Annotated in this window: 18 protein-coding genes; 8 read left to right on the forward strand and 10 right to left on the reverse strand. The window is 38.8% G+C overall.

Annotated features, from left to right (window positions below):
• Positions 1-351: 351 nt before the first annotated feature.
• From GVK91_RS05285 to nrdF, 4 genes are all read left to right on the forward strand, one after another.
• Positions 352-585 (forward strand): co-chaperone YbbN, encoded by a 234-nt coding sequence (locus GVK91_RS05285; protein WP_046673718.1) that lies wholly within the window; start codon positions 352-354, stop codon positions 583-585.
• 34 nt (positions 586-619) lie between these two features.
• Positions 620-1,027, forward strand: coding sequence for a class Ib ribonucleoside-diphosphate reductase assembly flavoprotein NrdI (gene nrdI / locus GVK91_RS05290; RefSeq protein WP_053003630.1), 408 nt, complete (start codon positions 620-622; stop codon positions 1,025-1,027).
• Entirely contained in the window at positions 987-3,092 is a 2,106-nt protein-coding gene (gene nrdE, locus GVK91_RS05295) for a class 1b ribonucleoside-diphosphate reductase subunit alpha (RefSeq protein WP_153844284.1), read from the forward strand. Before nrdI ends, nrdE begins: the two co-directional genes overlap by 41 nt.
• Before the next feature lie 132 nt (positions 3,093-3,224).
• Positions 3,225-4,211, forward strand: coding sequence for a class 1b ribonucleoside-diphosphate reductase subunit beta (nrdF, locus tag GVK91_RS05300; protein WP_070570180.1), 987 nt, complete (start codon positions 3,225-3,227; stop codon positions 4,209-4,211).
• Between the two features lie 69 nt (positions 4,212-4,280).
• Here nrdF and GVK91_RS05305 read toward each other — a convergent pair whose 3' ends face one another.
• The 10 genes from GVK91_RS05305 to GVK91_RS05350 form a co-directional block, all read right to left on the reverse strand.
• Positions 4,281-5,174, reverse strand: a complete 894-nt coding sequence (locus tag GVK91_RS05305; protein WP_153844285.1) for an alkaline phosphatase — start codon at positions 5,172-5,174, stop codon at positions 4,281-4,283.
• A 385-nt stretch (positions 5,175-5,559) separates the two neighbouring features.
• Positions 5,560-6,726, reverse strand: coding sequence for a glycoside hydrolase family 76 protein (locus GVK91_RS05310; RefSeq protein ID WP_159727373.1), 1,167 nt, complete (start codon positions 6,724-6,726; stop codon positions 5,560-5,562).
• A 56-nt stretch (positions 6,727-6,782) separates the two neighbouring features.
• A complete protein-coding gene (locus GVK91_RS05315) occupies positions 6,783-8,429 on the reverse strand; it encodes a RagB/SusD family nutrient uptake outer membrane protein (RefSeq protein ID WP_153844287.1) in 1,647 nt (548 codons plus the stop codon).
• Between the two features lie 11 nt (positions 8,430-8,440).
• A complete protein-coding gene (locus tag GVK91_RS05320; protein WP_227550055.1) occupies positions 8,441-11,497 on the reverse strand; it encodes a SusC/RagA family TonB-linked outer membrane protein in 3,057 nt (1,018 codons plus the stop codon).
• A gap of 482 nt (positions 11,498-11,979) precedes the next feature.
• On the reverse strand, positions 11,980-13,542 hold the full coding sequence (locus tag GVK91_RS05325) for a RagB/SusD family nutrient uptake outer membrane protein (RefSeq protein WP_153844288.1): 1,563 nt from the start codon (positions 13,540-13,542) through the stop codon (positions 11,980-11,982).
• Positions 13,543-13,560: 18 nt separating this feature from the next.
• Entirely contained in the window at positions 13,561-16,707 is a 3,147-nt protein-coding gene (locus tag GVK91_RS05330) for a TonB-dependent receptor (protein ID WP_159727375.1), read from the reverse strand.
• A gap of 424 nt (positions 16,708-17,131) precedes the next feature.
• Entirely contained in the window at positions 17,132-18,847 is a 1,716-nt protein-coding gene (locus GVK91_RS05335) for a GMC oxidoreductase (RefSeq protein WP_088163121.1), read from the reverse strand.
• 7 nt (positions 18,848-18,854) lie between these two features.
• Positions 18,855-19,343 (reverse strand): gluconate 2-dehydrogenase subunit 3 family protein, encoded by a 489-nt coding sequence (locus GVK91_RS05340; protein ID WP_153844290.1) that lies wholly within the window; start codon positions 19,341-19,343, stop codon positions 18,855-18,857.
• Between the two features lie 87 nt (positions 19,344-19,430).
• Positions 19,431-20,090 carry an HAD family phosphatase gene (locus tag GVK91_RS05345; RefSeq protein WP_153844291.1) on the reverse strand — a complete coding sequence of 220 codons (660 nt, stop codon included), beginning with the start codon at positions 20,088-20,090 and terminating at the stop codon, positions 19,431-19,433.
• A gap of 36 nt (positions 20,091-20,126) precedes the next feature.
• Positions 20,127-20,762: a DUF6266 family protein gene (locus GVK91_RS05350; protein ID WP_159727377.1), complete on the reverse strand. Its 636-nt coding sequence runs from the start codon at positions 20,760-20,762 to the stop codon at positions 20,127-20,129.
• Positions 20,763-21,244: 482 nt separating this feature from the next.
• Here GVK91_RS05350 and GVK91_RS05355 point away from each other — a divergent pair, with 482 nt between their 5' ends.
• From GVK91_RS05355 to GVK91_RS05370, 4 genes are all read left to right on the forward strand, one after another.
• Positions 21,245-21,856, forward strand: a complete 612-nt coding sequence (locus tag GVK91_RS05355) for a fumarylacetoacetate hydrolase family protein (RefSeq protein WP_153844293.1) — start codon at positions 21,245-21,247, stop codon at positions 21,854-21,856.
• 13 nt (positions 21,857-21,869) lie between these two features.
• Entirely contained in the window at positions 21,870-23,594 is a 1,725-nt protein-coding gene (locus GVK91_RS05360; protein WP_235032765.1) for a M23 family metallopeptidase, read from the forward strand.
• 74 nt (positions 23,595-23,668) lie between these two features.
• Complete coding sequence (gene bcp, locus GVK91_RS05365) at positions 23,669-24,130, forward strand: thioredoxin-dependent thiol peroxidase (protein WP_153844294.1); 462 nt, start codon at positions 23,669-23,671, stop codon at positions 24,128-24,130.
• Positions 24,131-24,193: 63 nt separating this feature from the next.
• On the forward strand, positions 24,194-25,663 hold the full coding sequence (locus GVK91_RS05370; protein WP_153844295.1) for a glycine--tRNA ligase: 1,470 nt from the start codon (positions 24,194-24,196) through the stop codon (positions 25,661-25,663).
• The last annotated feature ends 73 nt before the right edge of the window (positions 25,664-25,736 follow it).

The following is a 25,736-nucleotide window of genomic DNA, read 5'->3' on the forward strand; positions in this document are numbered from 1 at the left end:
GTGGTAAAATTTACTAATTTAAAGTTATCCACATTTGAAAAATCAAGATAATCAACAACTTACAAACACTAATCTGCAGCAAACGCATTCTCTGACAAACTTTTACCCAAAATGTGGAAAAGTCAAACTACCGCATCGAAAGAAAATATAAGATATTTGTTAAGCTAATGAAAGAATTGGCAACTCAACGAAGTTTTTAAGTATCGAAACACAGACTTTTCTTTTTGATGAATTGTCTATTTTAAATGGCCAGATGCACCTTAAATCTGGTCTCCCCGATTAAAATTGATACCATTAACTCCGTACCGAGTTTTTCTATAAAGATTGGAATAAAAAAATAAACAAGTAAACATGGCAAGAATTATCAAATTTGAGAAAAACGATTGTGCTCCTTGTGCACAAGTATCGGCTTATTTGGATCAAAAAGGTATCCAATATGAAACGGTTAATCCTTTTGATGAACCAGACTTGGCCGCAAGATTCAAAATCCGCACAGTTCCTACGGTAATTGTGTTGGAAAATGAAGAGATTCAACACCGTATCATTGGCTTTAAACCAGAGGAATTGGCGGCCATTGCACTTTAATAAATTCAGCGTATCATTAAAATGAAACAGTGACATGATACACATTTATTATGATTCTAGAACGGGGAACGTACAACGTTTTATGGATAAAGTAGCTCAGATAACGGGTTGGCAAATTCATAAGATCACCGCCGATTTAACGGTAAAAGACCCTGGTCATTTGGTCACTTTCACCACAAATTTTGGACAGGTGCCCGAAAACACAAAAGAATTCATGAAACGCGAAGCAAAAAATATCTATTCTGTTACTTCCAGTGGCAACCGCAACTGGGGACCGAATTTTGGTCTAGCAGCTGATCGCATTTCACAGGATTTCGACATTCCACTGGCGTTCAAATTTGAACTGTCCGGAACAATGGAAGATATTAATCAATTTATTGACATCTTAAAGAACTTTTGCGATGGTAGCAAACGAAGTAGCAAAAAACTGGATATTGCTTAATAATGAAATCATGATTAAGCATGATGACGAATTCAGCTTACATAAAGATAAGGAAGCGGTTCGTGCATATTTCTTGGAATATGTAAATAAGAACACAGTGTTCTTTTATACATTAAAAGAAAAAATAGACTATTTGGTAGAAAACAACTATTATATTGACTTTTACCAATGGTTTACATTTGAAGAAATGGAAACGGTATTCAACTATGTGTATGCGAAGAAATTCCGTTTCGAATCTTTTATGGCGGCATTTAAATTCTTCCAGAGCTACGCTTTACGTGATGACTCTGGCGAGAAGTTTTTAGAGCGTTATGAAGACCGTGTAGTTGCTGTTTCCTTGTTCTTGGCAAGAGAAGAGGGTGTTCAAAAAGCAATTGAGTACGCAGAAATCATGATCAATCAAGAATATCAGCCAGCGACACCTACATTCTTAAATGCAGGAAAGAAACGCTCGGGTGAATTGGTATCTTGTTTCTTGGATGAAATCGGCGACAACTTAAACGGTATCGGTTATGCTGTTGATTCCGCAATGAAGTTGTCTTCTATCGGTGGTGGTGTATCGTTCAATATCTCTAAAATCCGTGCTCGCGGAGAAGCTATCAAAGGTGTTGAAGGCCGTGCCGGCGGTGTACTTCCAATCATGAAGATTATGGAAGATACATTTTCATATGCTAACCAGTTGGGACAACGTCCGGGTGCTGGTGCAGTATACCTCAATATTTTCCACTCTGACATCGAAGAATTTTTAGATTGTAAAAAAATCAACGTTGACGAAAAAGTACGTATCAAATCATTGTCGATCGGTATCATCGTTCCTGATAAATTCATGGAATTGGCAGAAAAAGATGAACCTTGCTATTTGATCTACCCACATACGGTGATGCAAGAGTATGGACAATTCTTGGATGAGATGGATATGGACAAGATGTACGACGAATTGATCACGAATCCAAACGTGAAAAAGAAAAAAATCAATGCCCGTCACCTTTTAGTTAAAATTGCACAGACACAAAAAGAATCAGGATATCCTTATATTTTCTTCAAAGAGAACACCAACCGTGCCCATGCATTGAATGAAATCGGTCAAGTGAAATTCTCGAACTTGTGTACTGAAATCATGCAAGTATCTCAAGTATCCGATATTGAGATCTATGGTAAACAGGATACGATCCGTTATGGTATCTCCTGTAACTTAGGCTCCTTAAATATTGCGACTGTAATGGACAACAAACGTATCAAAGAGACCGTAAAAACGGCTATGCGTGCTTTGACTGTCGTTACAGACGTGACCAATATCGATATGGTTCCATCTATTGCAAAAGCAAACCGTGAGTTACATTCTGTAGGGCTTGGTGCAATGAACCTCCATGGTTACCTTGCAAAAAGCTTCATCATGTATGAATCTAACGAGGCGCTGGATTTTGCCAATACCTTCTTTATGATGATGAACTATTATTCATTGGAAGCATCGATGGAAATTGCCAAAGAACGTGGTAAAACATTTGTTGGATTTGAAAAATCAGCCTATGCCGATGGCACGTATTTCAACAATTACATAAACCGCGATTACATACCTAAAACAGCTAAGGTAACGGAGTTATTTGAAGGAATACATATTCCAACAGTAGAAGATTGGTTGGAATTAAAAGCAAAAATCAAAGAACATGGTATTTACCATGCTTACCGTTTGGCTATTGCTCCAAATCAATCGACTTCGTATATCATGAATGCAACCGCATCAGTCATGCCAATCGTAGATATCATTGAGGTACGTGAGTATGGAGATAGTACAACTTACTATCCAATGCCATACTTGACAAACGATAATTATTTCTATTTCAAATCGGCTTATGATATGGATCAATTCAAGGTCTTAAAATTGATCTCGGTTATCCAACGCCATATTGATCAGGGTGTGTCTACAATTTTGCATACAAACTCAAAGGATTCGACAAGAGATTTGTCTAGATATTATATCTATGCACATAAATTGGGATTGAAATCCCTTTATTATACACGGACAAGAAAATCGACCATCGACGAATGTGTCTCTTGTTCAGCTTAATTTTGAGATTTTAGTATTTGGATATATAATGGGAGAAAGTCAAAAGTTGCCTACGCCATTGGCGGCTTTTGGCTTATCTAAAATCAACAATCCAAATACGTGATAATAAATGCCTAATACTTTAAACTAAAAATGAGTAAAACATATAAAGCTGTCAACTGGAATACCCCTGAGAACGATTATGTATTGATGTTCTGGGAACAAAATATCCGTCAATTCTGGATCGATACGGAATACATTCCTTCAAAAGATATCGATAGCTGGAAACGTATCAGTCCAGAAATGAAAGATGCGTATAAAAAAGCTTTAGGAGGATTAACCCTATTGGATACCCTTCAAAGCCATACTGGTATGCCTAAAATCATCGATCATATCGATACATTACAGAATAAAGCTGTATTGTCGTATATGTGTATGATGGAAGCTATCCATGCAAAATCGTATTCCACTATTTTCACGACAGTTTCTACAACCGCCGAAATAAACGACATTTTCGAATGGGTTCAACAAAATAAATATCTTCAATACAAAGCAGAAACGATTGATGGCTACTACCGTGCGATCGATAAAGAAGATGCTTCGGACGAAGAGATTTATATGGCGATGGCTGCATCCGTATTATTGGAGTCATTCTTATTCTATTCTGGATTCTTCTTGCCGTTATGGTTATGTGGACAAGGTGAAATGGTTGCTTCTGCCGATATCATTAAGAAAATTATCGCAGACGAATCAATTCATGGTGTATTCGTTGGATTAATAGCCCAAGATCAATTCAAAAAATTAAAAAATCAAGATCAGGTAAAAGCTCGTTTCTTGGCCTTGCTTTACAATTTGTATGAAAATGAGCTGAAATATACAGAAGAGATCTATACTGAAGTTGGCTTAACTGCAGAGGTAAAAGAATATGTTCGTTACAATGCCAACAAAGCATTGATGAATTTGGGCTTTGATCCGATCTTCGAAGTAAAACAAGTCAACCCAATCGTATTGAATGGTTTGAATACTGAAACGACACAACATGACTTCTTCTCTAAGAAATCAACTAACTACGAAAAAGCAACGGAAATTGTCCATCTAAAAGATGATGACTTCAAAATGGATGTGGTCGTAGATATATAATATTGACGGTTCGTCAAACAAAAAGCCCCAAAGAAAATTCTTTGGGGCTTTTTGTTTGACGGGCAACGACTATTGTTGGAATGCTTTGATCGCCTGTCCGCGCCAAGCGGCATCAAGCGGTGCACCAAGCAACCATGTTAACGTAGGCGCGATATCATAAATCATCAAAGTTTCCTTGATTTCTTTTCCTTTTGGCACACCAGGTCCGGTCATTACCCAGGGAATCTCCACCTCGGCCAGCGATTTACCACCGTGTCCTTTTCCTGTACCGCCGTGATCCGCAGCAATAACAAAAATTGTTTCGTCTGCAATTCCTGCATCTTTTACAGCTTGCTGTAAGGTACCAATACGTCTGTCGACCTGTTTTAGTTCAGCATAGTATTCCGGTGTATTGTGCCCGATATTATGGCCTACACCATCAGGTTGGTCGAAATGCACAAAAGTAATCGTCGGTTTCTCCTTTTTTATGATATCCACGGTGGTACTCAAAGCCGCTTCATCATCATCCTTAGTGTTAATGACCTTTTGCACGACTTTGTTGTCGATCAAATAGCCTATACCCGGCCAACTATGTACCACAGCAAACTGCGCCTTGGGATTTTTGCTGGCAACAGCATTAAATAAGGAAGGAAACATTCCGTTTGCTGTTTTGGTTGTAGAAGGGATCTCGGGTGTCTTGCTATCCCATTCTGTATATCCATGCGCGGTAGGACCAGCGCCCATAATCATGGAAGCCCAGTTTACAGCACTAGAGGAAGGTAATACGGTACGTACATGTGTACTATATGTCCCCTCCTGCATCATCTTTTTAAGATTTGGCATTTCCGCTTTTGGTAAAGCATAAGCTCCAAAACCGTCAAAACCAACTAAAACAATGTGTTTGATCTTTTTGCTCTGTGCCGATACAGCACTTGTGGATAGCCCCAGTACGATCAATGGTAATAATAGATTTTTAATTTTCATCTGTATAATTTTTTTTTCAATTGCGATGAAGCTATCAGATTTATTCATTCCCTAATGTGATTGAATAAATCATGATGGTTTCATAATAAAATAACTTGGTATTCAATCAGTACGCAACCTCCTCAAGCTTTCTTGTATCCAGAATAGATAACCTGATGTTCCCGCCTATCCAATGAATCGTTCACATGCTAGATCAAGGTTTATCGATCATATTTTACAAGTCACGCTGGTAATAAGTTGACCTACCTCAAAAATAGAAATTTTACAGCGTCTATTATGTTAAGTAAACATTATTTAATCTCTCTAACCAATATGTTACAGAACAAAAAAAAGACGCTGAAAAATTATTTTCAGCGTCTTAACCTTATACCGTTTTACATCGATTTTAATACCCAGCTTTTGCCAACCGTGCATACATTTCGACAAAAGCACATTGATCGAGCAGCCATTTCGATTTATGTTGATCTTTCAGGGTCCAGTCTGCACTAAATAATCCTTCTTTATCGCGCATATGCTGCCAGGCAAATTCAAGATTCTTCGCAAACACTGTGAGGTACTTTTGGTCACCGTTCACTAAAGCGAGCTCTATGTAACCACGCATCATGACAGCATGAAACCACAAATTGCTATTTTTCAATTTTGGAAAATCCAATTTCTCCTTCGTTTCGAAAAAATAGCCGAAACATGCCTCAGCCAGCTGTTGTGCCTCCTCGAGGTACCGTTTATTTTTCGTTAACTTATAAAGCAATGCAGCTGCCTGTAACATTTGTCCGGCGTTGTACGAAAACTTAGCTTTTCCAATGTTTCCATTGAGCTGCATATTGTCCCAATATAACTTATCTTCGGGATCCTGAAGATTTCTTTTTGTCCATTCATAAAGACGCTCCCCTTCTTGCAGATAGTACCTATCATTGGTTGCCATAAATAACTTCAGTGCAAATACACTTGCTGGTGCATTCGAACACGTATTTTTAGATTCCTTTTTCTGTTCACACCAATAAACGCCACCGCCTAATTTATCATCCTCCCCACTCTTTACAAAATTCCAGATCTCTTTGGCTGAAGTCAGGTAGTTTGTTTTCTTTGTATGGATATAGCTATCTGTAAAATCGATACCCAACCAGATATTATCGTCATAAAAACGATCCGAGGGAGGAGCTGTATTTAAATAAGAAGCATAGCCAATAGGCGACCTACTTTCATCCCTATATTCCTGTAATCCCATCAGGACTTTTTTGTCGAGTATGAACTGAAATGCCTTTTTTGTTTTTGGCAATTCCATCAAGGCATTTACAGCTGAGAAACTACCCGAGAAAGGCCATAGGTAAGCATATTTCTTTTGCTGCGCTGCCTGTTGATTATTATCCAGATAATCAGCTTTGAAGTTTTCATCAAAGGGATATTTTTCAGCCAAGAGCTGATTCTTGGTATTTCCAAACTTGCTATAGATGCTATCTAAAGTTTGGATAGCATAGTTTTGAAAATTATTTTTTTGTGCAAATAAGGTTGCACCAATAAAGTTCAAGAGAAACAACGTAAAATATCTTTTCATGTGTTTTAGGTAAAAGAATAGTAGACACCCCTGTCGGCATCTACTATTCCTGAACATTAATAACCAGGGTTTTGTTTTAAATTGGGATTCATCGATATCTGTTGCTGAGGTATTGGATACACTGTTTTGCTGTCAGAAGAAGGTTTATGATCCCACCAAGTTGCTGTATGAAATTTGCCGAAGCGGATTAAATCCTCCCTTCTAAATCCTTCAAAAATAAATTCACGTCCTCGCTCTGCCAAGAGCTCGTCAAGTGTCAGTGTGCTGGTGGTATACTTTGCTTCACTCCAGTCTGTATCAGAAAAGGCTCTCTTTTTACAACTATTAATCAAATCGACAGCTTCTTGTGAAGGGCGTCCTCCATTTTTTCGCATCAATGCCTCGGCTTTCGCAAAATAAATCCAGCTTAGACGATAGACGTTCCAATCCGTATTGTTGTAATTTGCATTCGCAGGTATTTTAACACCGTTGACAGTACCCTCTACAGAGTTACCAAGCTTATATTTATTAAATCGGATACCACTATTCTCTTCTCCATCGCTCATTGTAGAAGACGTACCTCCAGTCTTAGCCCTTCGAATATAATCAACAAAAACAAGCTGTTCTCCTTTGTATTCCTCCGAACCTTGCACAATTTTACCGTCCACAAACTTAACCATAGGTCCGCTTAAAAACCATTCTTTTTTTCGCAAATCTTTTTCGTTATATTGATCGAAAACACCCGGAATTAACACAATACCGTTATTGCCAGTTCTTCCCCCACCATAGATCTCGCTTTGTACAAAATGATAAAATTCCCCTGGAAATCCAGGTTCAAAGTCTGCTGTCTGATAATCGTAGGCAATTGAAAAAATAGTTTCCTTAGACATGTCATTGGTCGGCACATAGGAATCTGTTAAATTTGGATCTAATGCCATGGCACCATTCAAACCTCCTCCAGCGCCCGATATCAATTTATCAGCTGCCGCAATACAATCGTCCCATCGCGGTTGACCAGACCATCTTTCAGCATTCAAATATAGTTCAACGAGCATTGCATAGCCTGAAGCCTGAGAGACTCTTCCCAGCATACTTTTTGTTAATTTAGGGGCTGAACCAATGTTATCTAAAATTTCCTTTTCAATAAATTCAAAAACCTCTTTTGTAGAAGAAGGTAGAGGCAAGGGCTCCTCTGCTGAACTCGGGGCTTTGGTAGTTATTGGAATATTGCCGAATAAATCCATTAGCTTTAGATAATGTAATGCCCGTAAAAGCTTTAGTTCAGCAATAAACTCATTCTTTTCAGCATCTGTTATCCCCATGCGAGCCACGTCAGATTTTTCGAGAATATCAATGGGGCTATTACACAAACCTACTCCCCAATACATCAATACCCATGCGTTGTTTAACCCACCTTCATCTACTGTCCAAGTATGATAATGCAGCCTTTTCCATTTGCCTCCATCTTCTCCATGCCGCCCTTTGGTCGGCCAGGCCAATTGATCTGCGGATAATTCTGCTGGCCGCCACCATCCATCCTGCCCTGATGGTGATATCCACGCATTTGCATGCGTGTATGGACGCAATACAGCTGATATAACCTCATTCTTATTTTTATAAAAATCGTCCGCTACAATGATATCATAAGCGTTTTCATCTAAATTTGTACAACTTGATGCATTAATTACGCAAGCTAAAAATAAAATCTTAACAATATTTTTCATAATACTATCTATTAAAAACCAAAATTTACACCAAACAAAAACGATCTCGTATTGGGATAAGGTCCTCTACTATCAATACCTAAACGTTGTCCATTTACTTCATTACCCAGCCCCGTATCCAATACAAAATCAGGATCATTCCCTGAATACCCTGTTATTGTTGCCAGATTTTGAGCCGTCAAATATATGCGCACATTATTCACCCAAGTGTTACTTTTCAATTTAAACCGATATCCCAATGTAACTTCATCAATTTTTAAGTGACTACCACTTTCCAAATAGTAATCAGAATACATATAGGTATCATTAATATCTTTATATTTGGTGAAAGCATCTCTCAAAAGATTCTCTGACCAGACCTTATTGCCATAAGAAAGTGCCGTTGTATTTAAGATATCATAATCGAATTTACCCCGCATAAAAATTCTCAGATCAAAATTCTTATAGGAAAAATTATTCGTCCAGGAAATATAATATTTGGGGACTGCATTTCCTATTACCGCTAAATCAGAAGAATTCAAATCATCTCTTGAATTATTAATTGCATCATTGTGCACAGCTTCGCCATTTCGGTTATAAAAAAGCCATTTTCCTTCATCATCAAATCCGGCAAATCGTTTACCAAAAAATTCACCGATCTTGTGCCCTTCGTACGTTGTGAATGCATCGCCCAATGCTCCTGCTCCGCCGATTTCACCAAATGTTTTATATTTTACTTTAAATATATCATTCGAATAACTATCTAAAACATTTTTTAGCGTACTAGCTGTAAAATCCATGTTCCACTTAAAATTCTCACGATCTATAGCACGATAGCTAAGCGCTAGCTCAATACCCTTTGAAGAAAGTGTACCTACATTGGAATATATATTATTTCTTATATAAGGAGGCTGTGGGGTAGTATATGTATCCAAAAGATCAACAGTTTTTCGTTGAAAAACATCAATTGAACCTGAAAGCTTATTGCTCAACATTGTGAAATCAACACCGATATTTGTTTCCTTCTTCGTCTCCCACCGCAAGTTTGGATTCGGATTACGGTCGGGTCCGTAGGTTTCTCGGTAGGACTCATCAGGGAACAGATATTTTCCTCCTCCCCCCAAAGTTAATCGAGAGGCATTATTAGCAAAGCCCGTATTTCCCGTTTCGCCATAACCTGCACGTAATTTTAAATTATTTATAAAACCGATATCTTTCATAAAATCTTCATTGCTGATGTTCCACCCCACTGATACTGCCGGAAAGCTCCCCCATTTGTTATTTGCTCCAAATTTAGACGAACCTTCACGCCTTAGAATAAACTGAGCCATGTACTTATCCGCGTAGGTATAATTTACCCGGCCAAAAAAGGCGATCAAAGTATTGTCATTCTTATAGCTGTCCATATTAGCACGTCCATCCCGAAGCGCTTGTCCTTCCGACAAATTATCTTCATGGAAATTATTATTTATAAATCCCCTATTGTCTGCACTTTGTCCCTCATCTTTCTCATAACGATAACTATATCCTGCTAACGCTGTGATTGCATGTTTTTCGGCAACGGTAGTGTTATATTGAAGTGTCGGTTCAAATGCATATTTTTCATTCAATAGATTGGATTTGGAAGCATATCCCCCACCCGGATAGTCTTGATCTTCTAAAGATGCTTCACTATTGAGCGCTCTATAAGCACCATCTGTATAGGAATTACGTTGTACCGACCCAAAAACACTGGCCTTTAATCCCTCAATTATATTTAAATCTGCTTTTCCGTCTAAAGAAGATGTCTGTTGTTTCCGATAACTTGTTTCAGTAAACAATCGAGCAAATTCATTTGTACTCGTTCGGTCATAACGAAAAGATCCATCATCGTTATAATTTGAGAGCGTCGGATTTTTCGTAGCTTCACTTTCCCAGCCACCACCGCCTAACAAGTTCGCATTGTTCGTATTGGTAGCGATATTGAGGAGAAAATTCAAACGATCGTTAAAGCCCTTCTGGTTTATACTCGTTCTCACTGTATATTCCTTTCTTGAATTTTCCTTTGCAATACCTTCCAAATTTCGGAAATTGACACTTCCACGATAGGTAGTTGATTCATTACCTCCAGACAGTGAAAGGTTATGATTTTGTGAAAAATTATCTTTATTAATCAATTCATCAAAAAAATCGGTAGAATGGCCAAAATCAGTTTGTTTTAGCTCACCAGATGCAATCTTATCCCTAAACTCTTGTGGAGTTAAAAAATCAGGTCTATTATAGACAAAATCTTTGCGAAAATAACTGGAATAGTTGAATACCGATTTACCAGGTTTTCCCCTTTTTGTCGTAATCAGAATGACACCGGCATTGGCGCTTGTTCCATAAATCGCAGCTCCGGATCCATCTTTCAGCACATCTATAGACTCAATATCATCTTGTTGTAGTAGATCCGGATTACCTCCAGGTATCCCATCAATAACAAACAATGGACTGGCACTACCAGTGACAGAAATCGCGCCCCGCAATTGAGTCGCTACACCTGAATTAGGATTTGACCCACTTCTAGACACCTGCAATCCCGCGACCTTTCCTTGAATGAGATCCAACGGGTTTCTCGCGCCGCTTTGACGAAATTGGTCTGCACTTACATGGGCTACTGAAGAAGTAACTTCCCTTATTTTTTGCGTACCATAACCGACAACTACAACCTCTTCCAACTGACTTTGGTCTTCTTCCAATTGAACAGAAATGGTATCGCCAGAAACTGTAACTTCTTTCGCTTTGTAACCAATAGAAGAGACAACCAACACGTCTCCCTGTTTAGCATCCAAAGAAAAATTACCTGACACATCTGACTGTGTCCCCTTCGATGTTCCTTTAACAGTGATGTTTACACTTGAAATTGGCTTTCCATCAGCATTCAAGACTTTTCCCTTAATTTGTTGTTGGGGCTTTTTCGATTCCGTTAGAAAAGAGTTGCTTAACATCCTTTGAGAAGAGACAGTAGCCTGCGCATGCTGCATTGCTCCTGCGATAAAAATCAAAGATAAGAATAGCTTAGATTCTCCTTTTAATCGCACAACTGTTTTTAAATCAATTTTGCTCATATTTTTATTATGGTGATTAGTATATAAAACGATTTAGCTTATTGGCAAAGGCATTTTTATTTATTATTATTTATAATAGTTGCCGAAAACAGTGATTATTGTGTTATTCAATACACATCATTATATCGGAAACATTTAGTATTAAATATTAATTGAGTATCGGCACGTGATTCAAAATCGCCATCCTATATCAGCAAAATCGGTTTTGCTAAGAAAGTAAAAAAAATGGAAGCTTTTTTAGAAATATACGTTGGATTTCCTTCTTTGGTTTATTATTTAGTTCAAGTGTATGATTCGATCGTTAAGATAGGTATTTTTAATTTTAAATCAAAAATAATTTAGAATTATTGTTTTTATGAAATTCAGTTAAAAAGCAACTTATATCCCATAAAAAAGAACTCATGAATATTCACAAGCCCTATTTTTATACATTGATAAGATAAAGGGTAGATTGAATACCCTTTATCTTATATTAGTTATGTCTATTGGTATCCTGGATTCTGAGTCAGTTTATTATTACGCTGTATCTCATCAGGAGAAATAGGCCATAATAAGTCGGATTCTTTAAATGTTGCTCCAGAGCCATTCTTTGCACCAATCAATGGAACAAAATCTACTTTTCCAGCTTCTGTTGTAGAAATAACAGGGAACATTTTAGTTCTAACAATATCGTCCCACATTTTAAATTCCAATGGGAACTCGCGGAGACGCTCTTTCCAGCATTCTTTCACAAAATTTTCTGCTGATAATGTTTGCAATTCGGCCGTATAAGCAGAAACTGATTTTCCTTCTGTATTAGCACGAGCTTTGACCTTCGCTAAATAACCCGCTGCTTCCGCACTTACACCCGTTGATTTAGCAATACTCTCAGCGGCAGTCAATAATGCCTCAGGATAGCGGTAAAAATTCCAGTCTTTTGTACCCCTCCCTGTTGTCAGCAATGCCTGTTCATCCACATAATACCATATTCCTGCATCTGTAGATGTCCATGTTTTACCGTTAATCGGATTTGTATATGACCAATGGTAGAACTGATTTGGTTTAATCCTCAAATCTTTTTTATCATAAACATTCAAAAACTGCTTAGTAGGGCCAAAAACACGCTCAAATATCGAATAAGTAGTAAATACAGAAACTGCCGAAGAACTAAAAGCAGTCGCTGTTCGCGCACCACTATTATTAATAGTTTCATCAAACTCCTGTGCATATATAACCTCATCTAAGTCATCAGTCTTACGCAGTAAGTTATATGCACTACTCTGCTCAAGATCAATATTTTCAGTCATCTTATGCGGAGAATTCACCACAATTTTAGCTGCTGTTGCCGCATCTGCGTATTTTCCCTCTTGCAAATAAACATCAGCTAAGAGCATTGCTGCTGCATATTTAGTAATGCGATGCCCATTCTCTGCGAATTTTTTTGCAGGCAATACTTCAACCGCACTCTTTAAATCTTGCTCGATCAACTCATATATTTTCGCAGCATCTGTACGCTCTATGTAAAGTGGATCAGTCAAGTTTTCGTTAGGGAGCGTATACAACGGGAGTGCACCGAATGTTTTGACAAGATAAAAGTAGTTATAAGCTCTAAAGAATTTTGCCTCTGCCAACAACGTATTTTTCTTTGCCTCATTTGGCATACTTATTTCTGGAATGTACTTTATACCTGCATTGGCAATATTAATCGCTTTAAAACCTTCATCCCAGATCGTATTCATCGTTGGCGAGATGATATTTGTATTTTGTTGTCGCGTCAATTCACGGGCGAATAAACTAACACGTTCTTGTCCTTCGTAGCTATTTGTAAAATATCCAGTCAAAATAGTATTGATCGAGGCTGTAGATCCAAGGTAAGAACCGGTAGAAGAATAACGTATTGGCGCCCCGCGACGATAAAGTGAATTTACAGTTGCTTCGGCCTGTCCTTCATTCTGATAATAACTTATTAACGATAAGTTTGAGCCCGGATTTTCTTCCAAAAATTTATTACAGGATGTTGTCAATGCCATTCCGGCTAATAACAACATGATTAATTTAGTCTTCATCTTTTTAAATTCTATGAATTAAAATGTAACATTAACACCTAAAGAGAAAGTCTTCGCTCTAGGATAAGAGAAAAAGGTCATATTTTGTCCAAATTTACTCTCCCCTTGTGAGGTACTTTCTGGATCATAACCTTTAAAATCTTTTGATGTGAACAAAAATGGATTATTTGCATTCGCATAAACACGTAACCTGGATAATCCTATTCGCTTCAACGCATCAGCTTTGAATGTATATCCCAATTGCATCAAGTTTACACGAAGATAGGATCCGTCCGCAACCCAAGCATCATCCACATTGGTATCCTGTCCCGCATGCCCACCATTGGTCAGATAGATGGCCTGCTGCATGGTATTCGGATTGGAACCATTGTATGCATCTGTCAAAATTTCCTTCAGACCATTGGTAATTCCAAAACGATCATAAGTAGAATGGAAAAATTGTTGCATGACATCCACTCCTTTGACAAATTGCAGATCTAGGGTGAAATCGAAGTTCTTGTAACGGAGGTTGTTAATAAAACTACCTGTCCAATCAGGTAGTCCTTTTCCTATGATTTCCTTTTCTTTTGAACGTTTTGCACGTCCTATATCTTTTATTTCTGCATTTCCTGCGTCAACATCCGCCTGTGTATATACGCCTAATCTTCTATAGCCATAGAAACTATTTAGGTTTTCACCGACACGAATAATGCTATTGGCCCCGCCGACCCAATCATTTTGTAAGATATCAGCGTTGTTCTCGCCTAATTTCAAGACTTTATTTTTGTTATAGTTTCCGTTCAACGATGCCTTCCACTCAAAATTCTCATTGGTCACAATTGTACCTGTAATCATCATGTCTAAACCTTGATTCTGAACAGATCCTATATTCTTATAAACCGAATTAAAGCCGGTTGCCCTTGGTAGAGGCGCCTCCAACAAAAGATCTGTCGTTTTCCGACGATAATAAGAAATATCAAAGTTTAATCGATTTTTTAGTAATCCCAGTTCCACCCCAAAATCAAACTGGGCCGTTTTTTCCCATTTTAAATCCGGGTTCGAAATCGTGTTCACAAATGAATATGGAGCCCTAGCATTATTCAGCAAGATTGTTCCAGCGTCGACGATTGACAACGACTTATAGGGGTCGATTTCGGAGTTACCTGTCAAACCGTAACTTGTATGTAATTTCAAATTACTGATTGTTTCGTTGCCTTGTAAAAATTCCTCATTGGACACATTCCATGCCAAACCTAGTGAAGGGAAAAATGCATATTTATTGTTCTTACCAAATTTAGATGAACCATCATAACGGCTGGTTACCGTTGCTGAATAGCGATTATCATACGAGTAAGCAGCTCTTAAGAAATATGAATTCATCGCCCATTCATTGACATTAGACTCGAGTCCAGAAGGAGTGATGCCCAATCCCATGTTATTATACTCGTAAAAATCATCCGGAAATCCCTCTGATCTCATTTTATCGTAATCATACGTTTTCTTTTGCCAAGAGAGACCTGCCATTGCATTGATCCGATGTTTATCGAATTGCTTATTATAGGTTAGATAAGTTTCTTCCTGCCAATACAATGTATTTGTATGGGTACGTTCTGCCCAGCCATTCGGCCTAGAAATATTATTTAACAGCTTTGAAGAATATCCCTTATAATCTTTTCTATGGTGGTCAATCCCTAGTTGTGTTTTCAAATCCAAACCATCAGCTAGATGAAATGTTAATGCCGCATTTCCAAAAATTTGTGTATTGTAGCGCATTCGTTTTTGCAAATCTAGAATGGCGACGGGATTGGACATACCTTCAAAACCCAATTGTTCTGCTACAGTCGATGACGACGAATTCGTATAGAGACCGTCCTTATCATAAACTGGATACCAAGGAATCATCTCAATCATGGTACGACGAGCTTCCTGTCCACCACCATCTTCTGGAGTATAACGTCCCCAAGTGTGATTAACGGTTAAATTAATTGCTGTAGATAACCAGGATGTAGGTTTTGCATCATAAGCCATTTTTGCATTTATCCGCTTGTTCCAGGTATTATTCATGATCCCTTGTTGGTCGGTATAATTCAAAAATGCACCAACAGAAGATTTTTCATCACCTTGTTGTACATTTAGTTGATGATTATGTGAGATAGCTGTACGTGTTGCCTCTTTCTGCCAATCCGTATCATACAGTGGATTACCATTTCCATCAAAATAGTTTGCATCATTAAACCAGGTCTTTTTATCCAAAGACCAAGATTTTCCTTGGTATTTGTTTTCATTCTCCAATCCGATCATAAAGGCATCCACCCATTCCTGTGCATTCAGCACATCCATGTAGCGTTGAGCAGAGCTCACTCCAGCTGATCCTTGATAACTAATTGTTCTAGATCCGTCTTTATTTCCACGTTTTGTTGTTACCAAGATAACGCCATTTGCACCACGTGCACCATAAATAGCTGCAGAAGAAGCATCTTTTAAGACCTCAATATTTTCGATATCATTCGGATTCAACAAATTGAAATCTTCCATCACGACTCCGTCGACAACGTAAAGAGGATTGGAAGACGAGTTGATCGTAGCCACACCACGGATAACGACTCTATTTCCATATGCTCCAGGTTGACTGGAATTAGAAAAGATATTCACCCCAGAAGCTTTTCCCCTCAAGGCATCTAAAGGGCTAAAACTCTGATCTTTGATCATGTCTGCCCCTTTGACCATGGCGATAGAACCTGTCACATCAGATTTACGCATTGTACCGTAACCAACAACGACAACCTCGTCCAATTGGCTTTGATCATCGTCCAATTGTACAGAAACAGTTGCACCGGAAACAGTAACTTCTTTGGCTTTGTAACCAATGGAAGAGACGACCAATACATCCCCCGATTTAGCATCCAATGTAAAATTACCCAAGGCATCAGATTGTGTGCCCTTTGAAGTACCTTTAACGGCGATGTTAACTCCTGAAATTGGTTTTCCAGTAGCATCCAATACTTTTCCTTTAACTTGTTGCTGCGCATGGTTTACTTCTTTTACGAAGGATTTGCCATCGTAATTGGCAGAAGTTCCGACTGCGGCATTGACTTGTTGGAAAGTACCAGCAATGACAGCCAATGAGAAAAATAACTTTGATTTTTTCCCAAGCTGCGCAAGTGATTTTACGTCAACTTTGCTCATATTAATAGTGATTTGGTTTATAAAAACGTTTTAGCAAAAAGATGCTTAGAACGTCTAGTTTAATTTAGTTTCCCTTAATTGATGGTTTTAAAATCGATCTGCTTTCTTAAAATTGCATATGATACTCCCCTTGCTTTCATTTAACAGAAAACATAAGGTTTCAAAATGTCTATGGGATTATTGCCGCATAGCATCTGTAATAAATTAAGCTAAATCGCTTTTGCTTTTGTTGTAAAATTTTTTGGTTTCCCTATTTTGGTTCTTTAATTGTCTTTTTTATTACTTATTGGTTCTTTAATTGTTTATTCGTTATTGTTTTCCCTTTTGGTTATTATTTCTTGGTTTTAACGTGCTATTAAGTTGGAAAGATAGCACTTTAATTTTACTGGGGAAAGATTTATTTTCAAAACCTTTCCCCAATAAACTAAATATTTCCTTTCTTCATCTCGCTGATCGCATAATCGACAGATCGTGCCGAAAATGCCATATAGGTCAATGAAGGATTTTGTGTTGATGTTGAGGTCATACTTGCACCATCTGTGACAAAAACGTTTTTCACAGCATGCATCTGATTCCATTTATTCAGTACCGAAGTTTTCGGATCGTGCCCCATACGTGCTCCGCCCATTTCATGGATATCCAAACCTGGAGCCTGCCAGTGTGTATCCGGGCGAATGTTTGTGAAGCCAGCATCCGTAAACATCTCCGTCATGACAGCAATGTAATCTTTTTTCATTTTTTCATCATTCTCATCATAATCGACAGCAATTTTTAACAAAGGAATACCCCAGTCATCTTTCTTACTGCTATCCAATGAAACCATTCCTGATTCTTTTGGTATTGTTTCACCCATCATGTGAGATCCAACCTGCCAAACACCTAATTTAGGATTCAACAAATTGTTCTTCAGATCTAGCCCTAAACCTGAACGATCTGACTCTTTACTACGTGAAGCTCCGAAACCGGCGGCATAGCCCCTTAAAAAGTCTGTTTCCTGTTTGTGCAAGTTTCTGAAACGTGGAATATACCCTCCACCTGCGGGATTCCGCCCTTCGGCCGTAAAATCCAACATCCCTTCATACTCTGCATAAATGCGTGCACTATAGTTGTGAAAGGCAACATATTTTCCGAGCACACCACTATCATTACCCAAACCATTTGGAAAACGGTTCGATTTAGAATTCAATAAGATCAAATTAGTATTGATTGCAGCCGCATTGACAAAAATCAATTTGGCATAAAAATCAATTTCCTCTTTTGTATTGGTATCTATAACACGTACACCGACTGCTTTTCCTTTTTGTTCATCATAGAGAATCGAATGAACAACCGAAAATGGGCGTAAGGTCATATTCCCGGTCTTGGCGGCCCAAGGGATTGTCGTTGCATTGGAACTGAAATATCCACCAAAAGGACATCCTCGCTGACAAAGTACGCGATTCTGACACTGTACACGTCCTTGTTCGATGTGAATCTGATTTGGTTTAGATAAGTGTGCACAACGTGCTGAAATAACTTTGCGTTCCGGAAATTTCTTTTGGACGCTTTCTTTAAAATACTTCTCGACAATATTTAATGGGTACCCTGGCAAAAACTCGCCGTCTGGCAATTCAGGAAGTCCATCGTGATTACCGGCAATACCGGCAAATTTTTCGACATAAGCGTACCAAGGTGCTAAATCAGCATAACGTATCGGCCAATCTACGGCAAAACCATCTCTCGCTGGACCTTCGAAATCAAAGTCAGACCAACGTTGCGTCTGTCTCGCCCATAATAACGACTTGCCACCAACTTGATAGCCTCTGATCCAATCAAAAGGTTTCTCTTGAATATAAGGGTGTTCCTTGTCTTTTACAAAAAAATGGGCCGCATCTTCATGGAATGCGTAACATTTGCTGACAATCGGATTTTCTTCTTTTACTTTGAAAGGCATTTCATTCCGATGTTCAAACTCCCAAGGCATCATATTGGTGGTTGGGTAATCCTTGATATGTTGTACATCACGTCCACGTTCCAAAACCAATGTTTTCAAGCCCTTCTCGCACAACTCTTTTGCGGACCAACCGCCACTAATTCCCGAACCGATCACGATCGCATCGTAGGTTCTATTTTTTTCACTGTCAATATTTAGATTTGCCATCTGCTATTTATGCCTTAACTTTTACCGCACCATTGTACGGACCCGGAATAAGTTTATAGATCACCTTATTCTTCATCACGTATTCTGAGTTCATATACCCCTGAATTGCACGCGATTTGAAGGTCTCAAAAAAAGCCCTCTCGTCGGTTTGGTCTTTTAACCCCGCCAAAGTGGTCTCAGTCTCTTTGCTATTTTTTAAATTCAACTGTTTTCTCAATTTGTTGAAACCAGCGACAAATTTAGCCTGATTTTCTGGCGACTCACAGTCATCCACCATTTTAATAACGAAAAGATGTAAGTTCAGATCCTTTCCTCCCGGTGTATCCGATTTCGGAATCAGGATGTTAGCCAGATCGCCCAAAAATTGCTCATCTTCCGCCGAAATCTTCAGCTTATTTAATACAATTGATGCACCTCCATCATTCAGACAGGACGACAAAATTGTCAGTCCGCCAGCTATAATGAAAAATTGCTTTATTGCGGTTCTACGGTTCATAATCAGAGTTCCCTTTACAATTCGGTAATATTACATATATCCGAATAAAAATACAAATGCTAAAACGATTAAATTATTTTACAACCCTCAAATCCATTGCGCCAACAGGTCTTTTGCCTCAGATAAGTTTTCCACAATGTTATCAACAGCTGTTAGTCTAGCACGTTCTACCTCCTGTTTCGTAACTGCAATCAACTGCGTCCCTGCTCCCAACGCCGATGTACTTCCGGTCGATGTATCCTCGATAGCCACACAGCGGTCAGCTGGTAGACCCAGATTTGTTAATGCCAAACGATAGGGTTCCGGATTGGGTTTTGGCAACTCCACACACTCACGCGTGACAAAAAACTCAAAATAATCCAAAAGCTCATGCTTTCCCAAAACAGTATCGACTGTGCTTCTATAACTCGAGGTCACAAGCCCAATACGGATATCTTCTGCTTTCAAAAAAGCTAAAATTTCTCGCGCTCCAGGCATCAATTCTATATCGCTCATATTAGAATCGGCATAAGCCGCACGAGTACGCTTCCACATATGTTCTTCCGTCACGTCGTAGCCATAGTCCTCGGTAAGACGCTTGACATTATGTGCTAAAGTATGTCCAGCAAAATCGCGAATCCAATCTTCATAGTTGATCTGAAGGTTAAATTCCTGTTTTAATATAGGTGCCCAGTTTTTGAAATAGAAATATTCCGAATCAATTAACGTACCGTCCAGATCGAACAATACCGCCTGTATTTTATTCATAGTGTTAAAGATACACAAGTAGGTAGAAAAATCCTATTAAATGACACCACAATAGGTAGAATTTGAGAATGCACCATGATAGGTATCCCAAAAACCGATGTAGACATGATAATCAGCTTTTTGGTTTAATTCAACCGGTACGTCCACAAAACATTGGCCATCCCTAGCAGATGCAACTGCTAATTTTAACGAGCAGAAATCTTTTAAGCTAACGCATGCTAGATTTAACTTATAAATTTCATCATCATACACCGGGTTTGGTATCCATTCCAAAAATATACGACCTTCATTCACACTTACCTTAGTACCCGCGGGCGGTATTAGATCCCCCACAAACACATTCAAATTTTCAAAATTCACAACAGGATTATGATCGGCATCAAAAGCCAGTACATCATTAAAAACATGTTTTTGCGCGAGCTGAAATGCACCATATTTAGATCCATTTTCTTTTTTTAGCCCATAGCCAAAATCAAAAACTGCTTTGTTCTCCGAACAAAATTTTCCGATAGCTTTCATTTTTTGACGATGTAATCGCTGAGCTTCAGTCGGAGGTTTACTGCTTTTTCTCCTTGCTCCCCGAATAATCCATTGCCCCATACGATTGTATCCATATATCGAACCAACTTTACCTCGAAAACCACCATTGGGTCCATCTTCTACTATAGCCATATTTTAAGTTTTTTGTTTAATTATCATCTTAACAATGACCTCTTAACAATCGATCTATATTAATGTTTGAATTAAGTTAGGTATAAACTAGTATTAGATTAGGTATAGCATAGGTTTTATTTAGCTATAACCTATACTATACCTAAATAAAACCTAAACAAAACCTAACTAAAACCTATGTAAATAGTTACTTTGATAGTATGTATAAAAGCAGTTGTTTTCCTTCATTTTTGGATAAGCTTTGGACATTTATTAAGTTTGTTGTGGTAAACGAAAACTAATGTATACCGAGTATGAATGCACGACAAGCTTTTAGAAGATAGCCATTACGTTCGTTAGCATAGCGCATTCCGGCCAAGTGTAGGTAGTTCACAAATAGCATATAGTACTTTCTAATACCGCCTCAAACGTACACGCGATGAAAACCGAGCTCATGAGTTCGCAAGAAATCTGAAAGCTTCATTGCCTTAAAAATTTATATAATGAAAATAATTGCAATCGGTCGCAATTACATCGACCACGCGAAAGAGCTCAATAATCCAGTCCCCGAGAATCCCATTATATTTTTAAAACCTGATACTGCGGTATTAAAGGATAACAAAGATTTCTATTACCCGGAATTCTCCAAAAATATTCAGTTCGAAACCGAAGTTGTACTCCGGGTCTGTAAAGAAGGAAAACATGTGACACCAAAATTTGCATCAACATACTTCGATGCAGTCGGTCTGGGGATTGACTTCACCGCAAGGGATGTACAGCAAGAACTAAAAGCAAAAAGCCTTCCCTGGGAATTGGCAAAAGCATTTGACCATTCTGCAGTGATCAGCAACTTGATTCCTAAAGAAGAGCTTGCAGATGTGAACTCGATTGATTTCTCCCTGCAGCAAAATGGGCAAACAGTTCAGCAGGGAAATACCAAGGACATGATTTTCTCCTACGAGGATCTGATTGTGTATACCTCCAAATTTATTACCCTCCGCAAAGGGGATCTCATTTACACAGGTACGCCTGTTGGTGTCGGTTCCGTTGCCATCGGCGATTTATTGGAAGGTTTCATCGGCGAACAGAAGATGTTTAGCTGTAGAATTAAATAAGTTGGGACATCTTATGACAAAAAAAAGAATAGCATTACTGGCCATCCTCACTTGTATGACAGGTTTGAGCCAGGGACAAGATATTATCAAAAGCCGCAATTATCCACAAAATTATTTTGTACGGCCCATGGACATTGCGCCGCAGGCTTCAGGATCGTTCGGCGAATTGCGCGCAACGCATTTCCATGGCGGGGACGATTATCGGACACAACAACGCATCAATATTCCTGTGCATGCAGCGGCGGAAGGTTTTGTATCCCGCGTCAGGGTACAGATAGGTGGTGGTGGTAATTATGTTTATATTGATCACCCAAATGGTTACACCTCGGTATACATGCACCTAGAAAGTTTCAATTCGGATCTTGCTAAAATCATCAAAGATGAGCAGTACAAGCAGAAACGTTTTGATGTAGATGTATTCCTCAAACCAAATCAGGTCCCGGTGAAAAAAGGCGAGTTTATTGCAAATTCGGGCAATACAGGCGGGTCTGCAGGTCCGCATCTTCATTTTGAAATCCGTGATACAAAAGCGCAGCTACCACTCAATCCACAATTGTTCGGACTACTCTTTCCGGATGGTGTAAAACCGATCATCCGCGGCATGACGGTCTATGATTTAGGCTCCGAACTGTTTGATGAAAATACGCCCCGCAGACATCAAACGATCAAATCCGTTGGTAGCGGCAATTATAGTTTAGCAACAAACGCCCCCATCTCTGTGAATGGCACCTTTGGGCTAGGCATTAACACGGTTGATAAACGCAGTGGTATCTCATTTACCTATGGTGTCTACTCGATCGAACTTTTTTTGGACAACAAAAACATCAGTACGGTGCTGTTTGAATTGATCCCTTTTGACCAGACACGTGCGATCCAGTCTTACGTCGACTACCCTTACTTAAAAAAGTCCGGTGTACGCGTTCAAAAAAGTTTTAAAGATCCAAACAATCCGATCAACATCTATAAACATCTGGACAACCTGGGAAAAATCGAATTGAAAGATAATGAGGTCCATGATGTCAAATATGTTGTCAAGGATGTTCAAGGGAATATGAGCGAATTGAATTTTAAGGTGCAAAACAACCCTTCACTTTCCATCAGCCGTACAGGTGCAACAGGCCTCAAAATGTTCCACTATGCTGACGAGAATAAATATGAAGCGGAGAATGCTCGGGTTTATATGAGCAAAAATATATTGTATGACGACCTTTACTTCAACTATTCGCAGGGAGCAAAACCTGCAAAAGGCTACTCGGCAATGCACTATATCCACAACGCTTATACACCGGTATTCGGATACTACAAACTCATGATCAAACCAGACTACAGCTTGTCTGAAAATCTTTATGACAAAGCTTTGATTGTTTCTTCCGACGGCGGAGCACAGGGAGGTAAATATGAGAACGGTTGGGTCGTGGCCAATGTTCGCGAGTTTGGCGGTTTTTATGTTGCTGTTGACACCATTGCACCGAATATTGTCACACGTAACCTGACCGACGGAAAGAATGTGAGTGGACAGCAATCCATTGACTTTACAATCAGCGACAATCTCTCTGGAATAGATACTTTTGACGCTTATATTGATGGAAAATGGGCCTTGATGAAATATGATCCTAAAACGAGACATATCTGGCACGACTTCGAACCCGACTTAAGCAGTGGCCGACATGAGTTTAAACTCGAAGTGAAAGACAATAAAGGAAATTTAAAGACATACGAAGCTTCTTTTATGAGGTAGCCCCCTAATTTTTGGCAATAAATCAGGGGGTTCAAGAGATTAATCGTATCTTAATCGACTAAATACAATGTAATATGGCAACACTAGAAATAGGACAGAAAGCACCGGATTTCAGTGCAAAAAATCAAAATGGTGAAACAGTCCATCTTTCAGATTTTAAAGGGAAAAAAGTTATTTTATATTTTTATCCAAAAGACAATACACCAGGCTGCACCACGGAGGCCTGCAATTTCAGAGACAATTATCAGTCTTTGAAAAAAGATGGTTTTGAAATCATAGGCGTAAGTGTGGACGGCGAGGCATCGCACCAAAAATTCATCAGCAAACATGAGCTTCCTTTTCAGCTGCTTGTAGATGAAGACAAGAGCCTTGTAGAGGCCTATGGTGTATGGGTCGAAAAGAACATGTATGGCAAAAAGTATATGGGCACAGCACGTACCACTTTTGTGATTGATGCAGATGGCATTATCGAGCATATCATCAAAAAAGTAGATAACAAAAATGCGTCTCAGCAGATCCGTGATTTAGGCATTTAAAGAATACCTCTTATCAAGAATCTTATATCTAAAATCTAAAACTAATATCTATATTTGCCACTTATGAGCAAACAGACAGACGACTTTTTCAAAAGTGTAGTATCACACGCGAAGGAATACGGTTTTGTATTTCAATCGAGCGAAATATATGACGGATTAAGTGCCGTCTACGATTACGGGCAATTAGGTTCGGAATTAAAAAACAACCTAAAGACTTATTGGTGGAAATCCATGGTGCAATTGCACGAAAACATTGTTGGTATTGATGCCGCAATTTTCATGCACCCTACGACATGGAAAGCCTCTGGTCACGTTGATGGCTTTAACGACCCGATGATCGACAATAAGGATTCAAAAAAACGTTACCGTGCTGATCAATTGATCGAAGATAAGATTGCACGTTATGAGGCAGATGGCAAGACAGCAGAAGCTGCTGTATTATTAGACGCTTTGAATACCGCATTGAATGCAGACGATTTAGCTGGACTAAAAACCATCATTGAAGAACATAATATCGTATGTCCGGTTTCAGGTACCAAAAATTGGACTGAAGTACGTCAATTTAATTTGATGTTTGCAACTCAGATGGGTGCTATGGCAGATGGAGCAGATCAAGTTTATCTTCGCCCTGAAACTGCACAAGGTATTTTCGTCAACTTCCTGAACGTTCAAAAGACAGGACGTATGAAAATTCCTTTTGGTATTGCACAAATTGGTAAAGCTTTCCGTAACGAAGTAATTGCACGTCAGTTTATCATGCGTATGCGTGAATTCGAGCAAATGGAAATGCAATTTTTCTGCCGCCCGGGTACTGAATTGGAATGGTATAACAAATGGAAAGAGACACGCTTGAAATGGCACTTGGCATTGGGCTTCGATCCTTCAAACTACCGTTACCACGATCACGATAAATTAGCGCATTACGCAAATGCTGCAGTTGATATTGAATTCAACTTCCCATTCGGATTCAAAGAAGTTGAAGGTATCCACTCGCGTACAGATTTTGACTTGAAACAACATCAGGAATTTTCTAAAAAGAAAATGCAATATTTTGATCCTGAAATCAATCAAAACTACATTCCATATGTAATTGAAACTTCAATTGGATTGGATCGCCTTTTCTTAACTGTATTATGTAACTCTTTGGTAACAGAAGATCTTTCTACAGCAGAAAAACAAGATTCTCGTGTTGTATTGAAATTTCCACCAGCATTGGCACCGGTAAAAGCTGCAATTTTACCATTGACCAAAAAAGATGGTTTACCAGAAAAAGCACGTGAGATCCTAAATACGTTAAAATTGGATTACAATGTTCAATATGACGAAAAAGATGCCATTGGAAAACGTTACCGTCGTCAAGATGCAATCGGAACACCAATCTGTATCACAATCGATTACGATTCATTGGAAGACAACACCGTAACTATCCGTCACCGTGATACGATGGCACAGGAACGTGTTGCCATTGCCGATCTTGAAAAAATATTGAATGACTTGGCTGGTTGGAATACCTTGCTAAAAAAATTGATATAGCCAATCCGCTATCACAGAAAAGGTGTCCATTGCTGGACACCTTTTTGTTTTAATAGATGTAGGGCGGCTAGAT

This window comes from Sphingobacterium sp. 18053, assembly GCF_902706145.1.
GTDB classification, from domain to species: domain Bacteria; phylum Bacteroidota; class Bacteroidia; order Sphingobacteriales; family Sphingobacteriaceae; genus Sphingobacterium; species Sphingobacterium paramultivorum.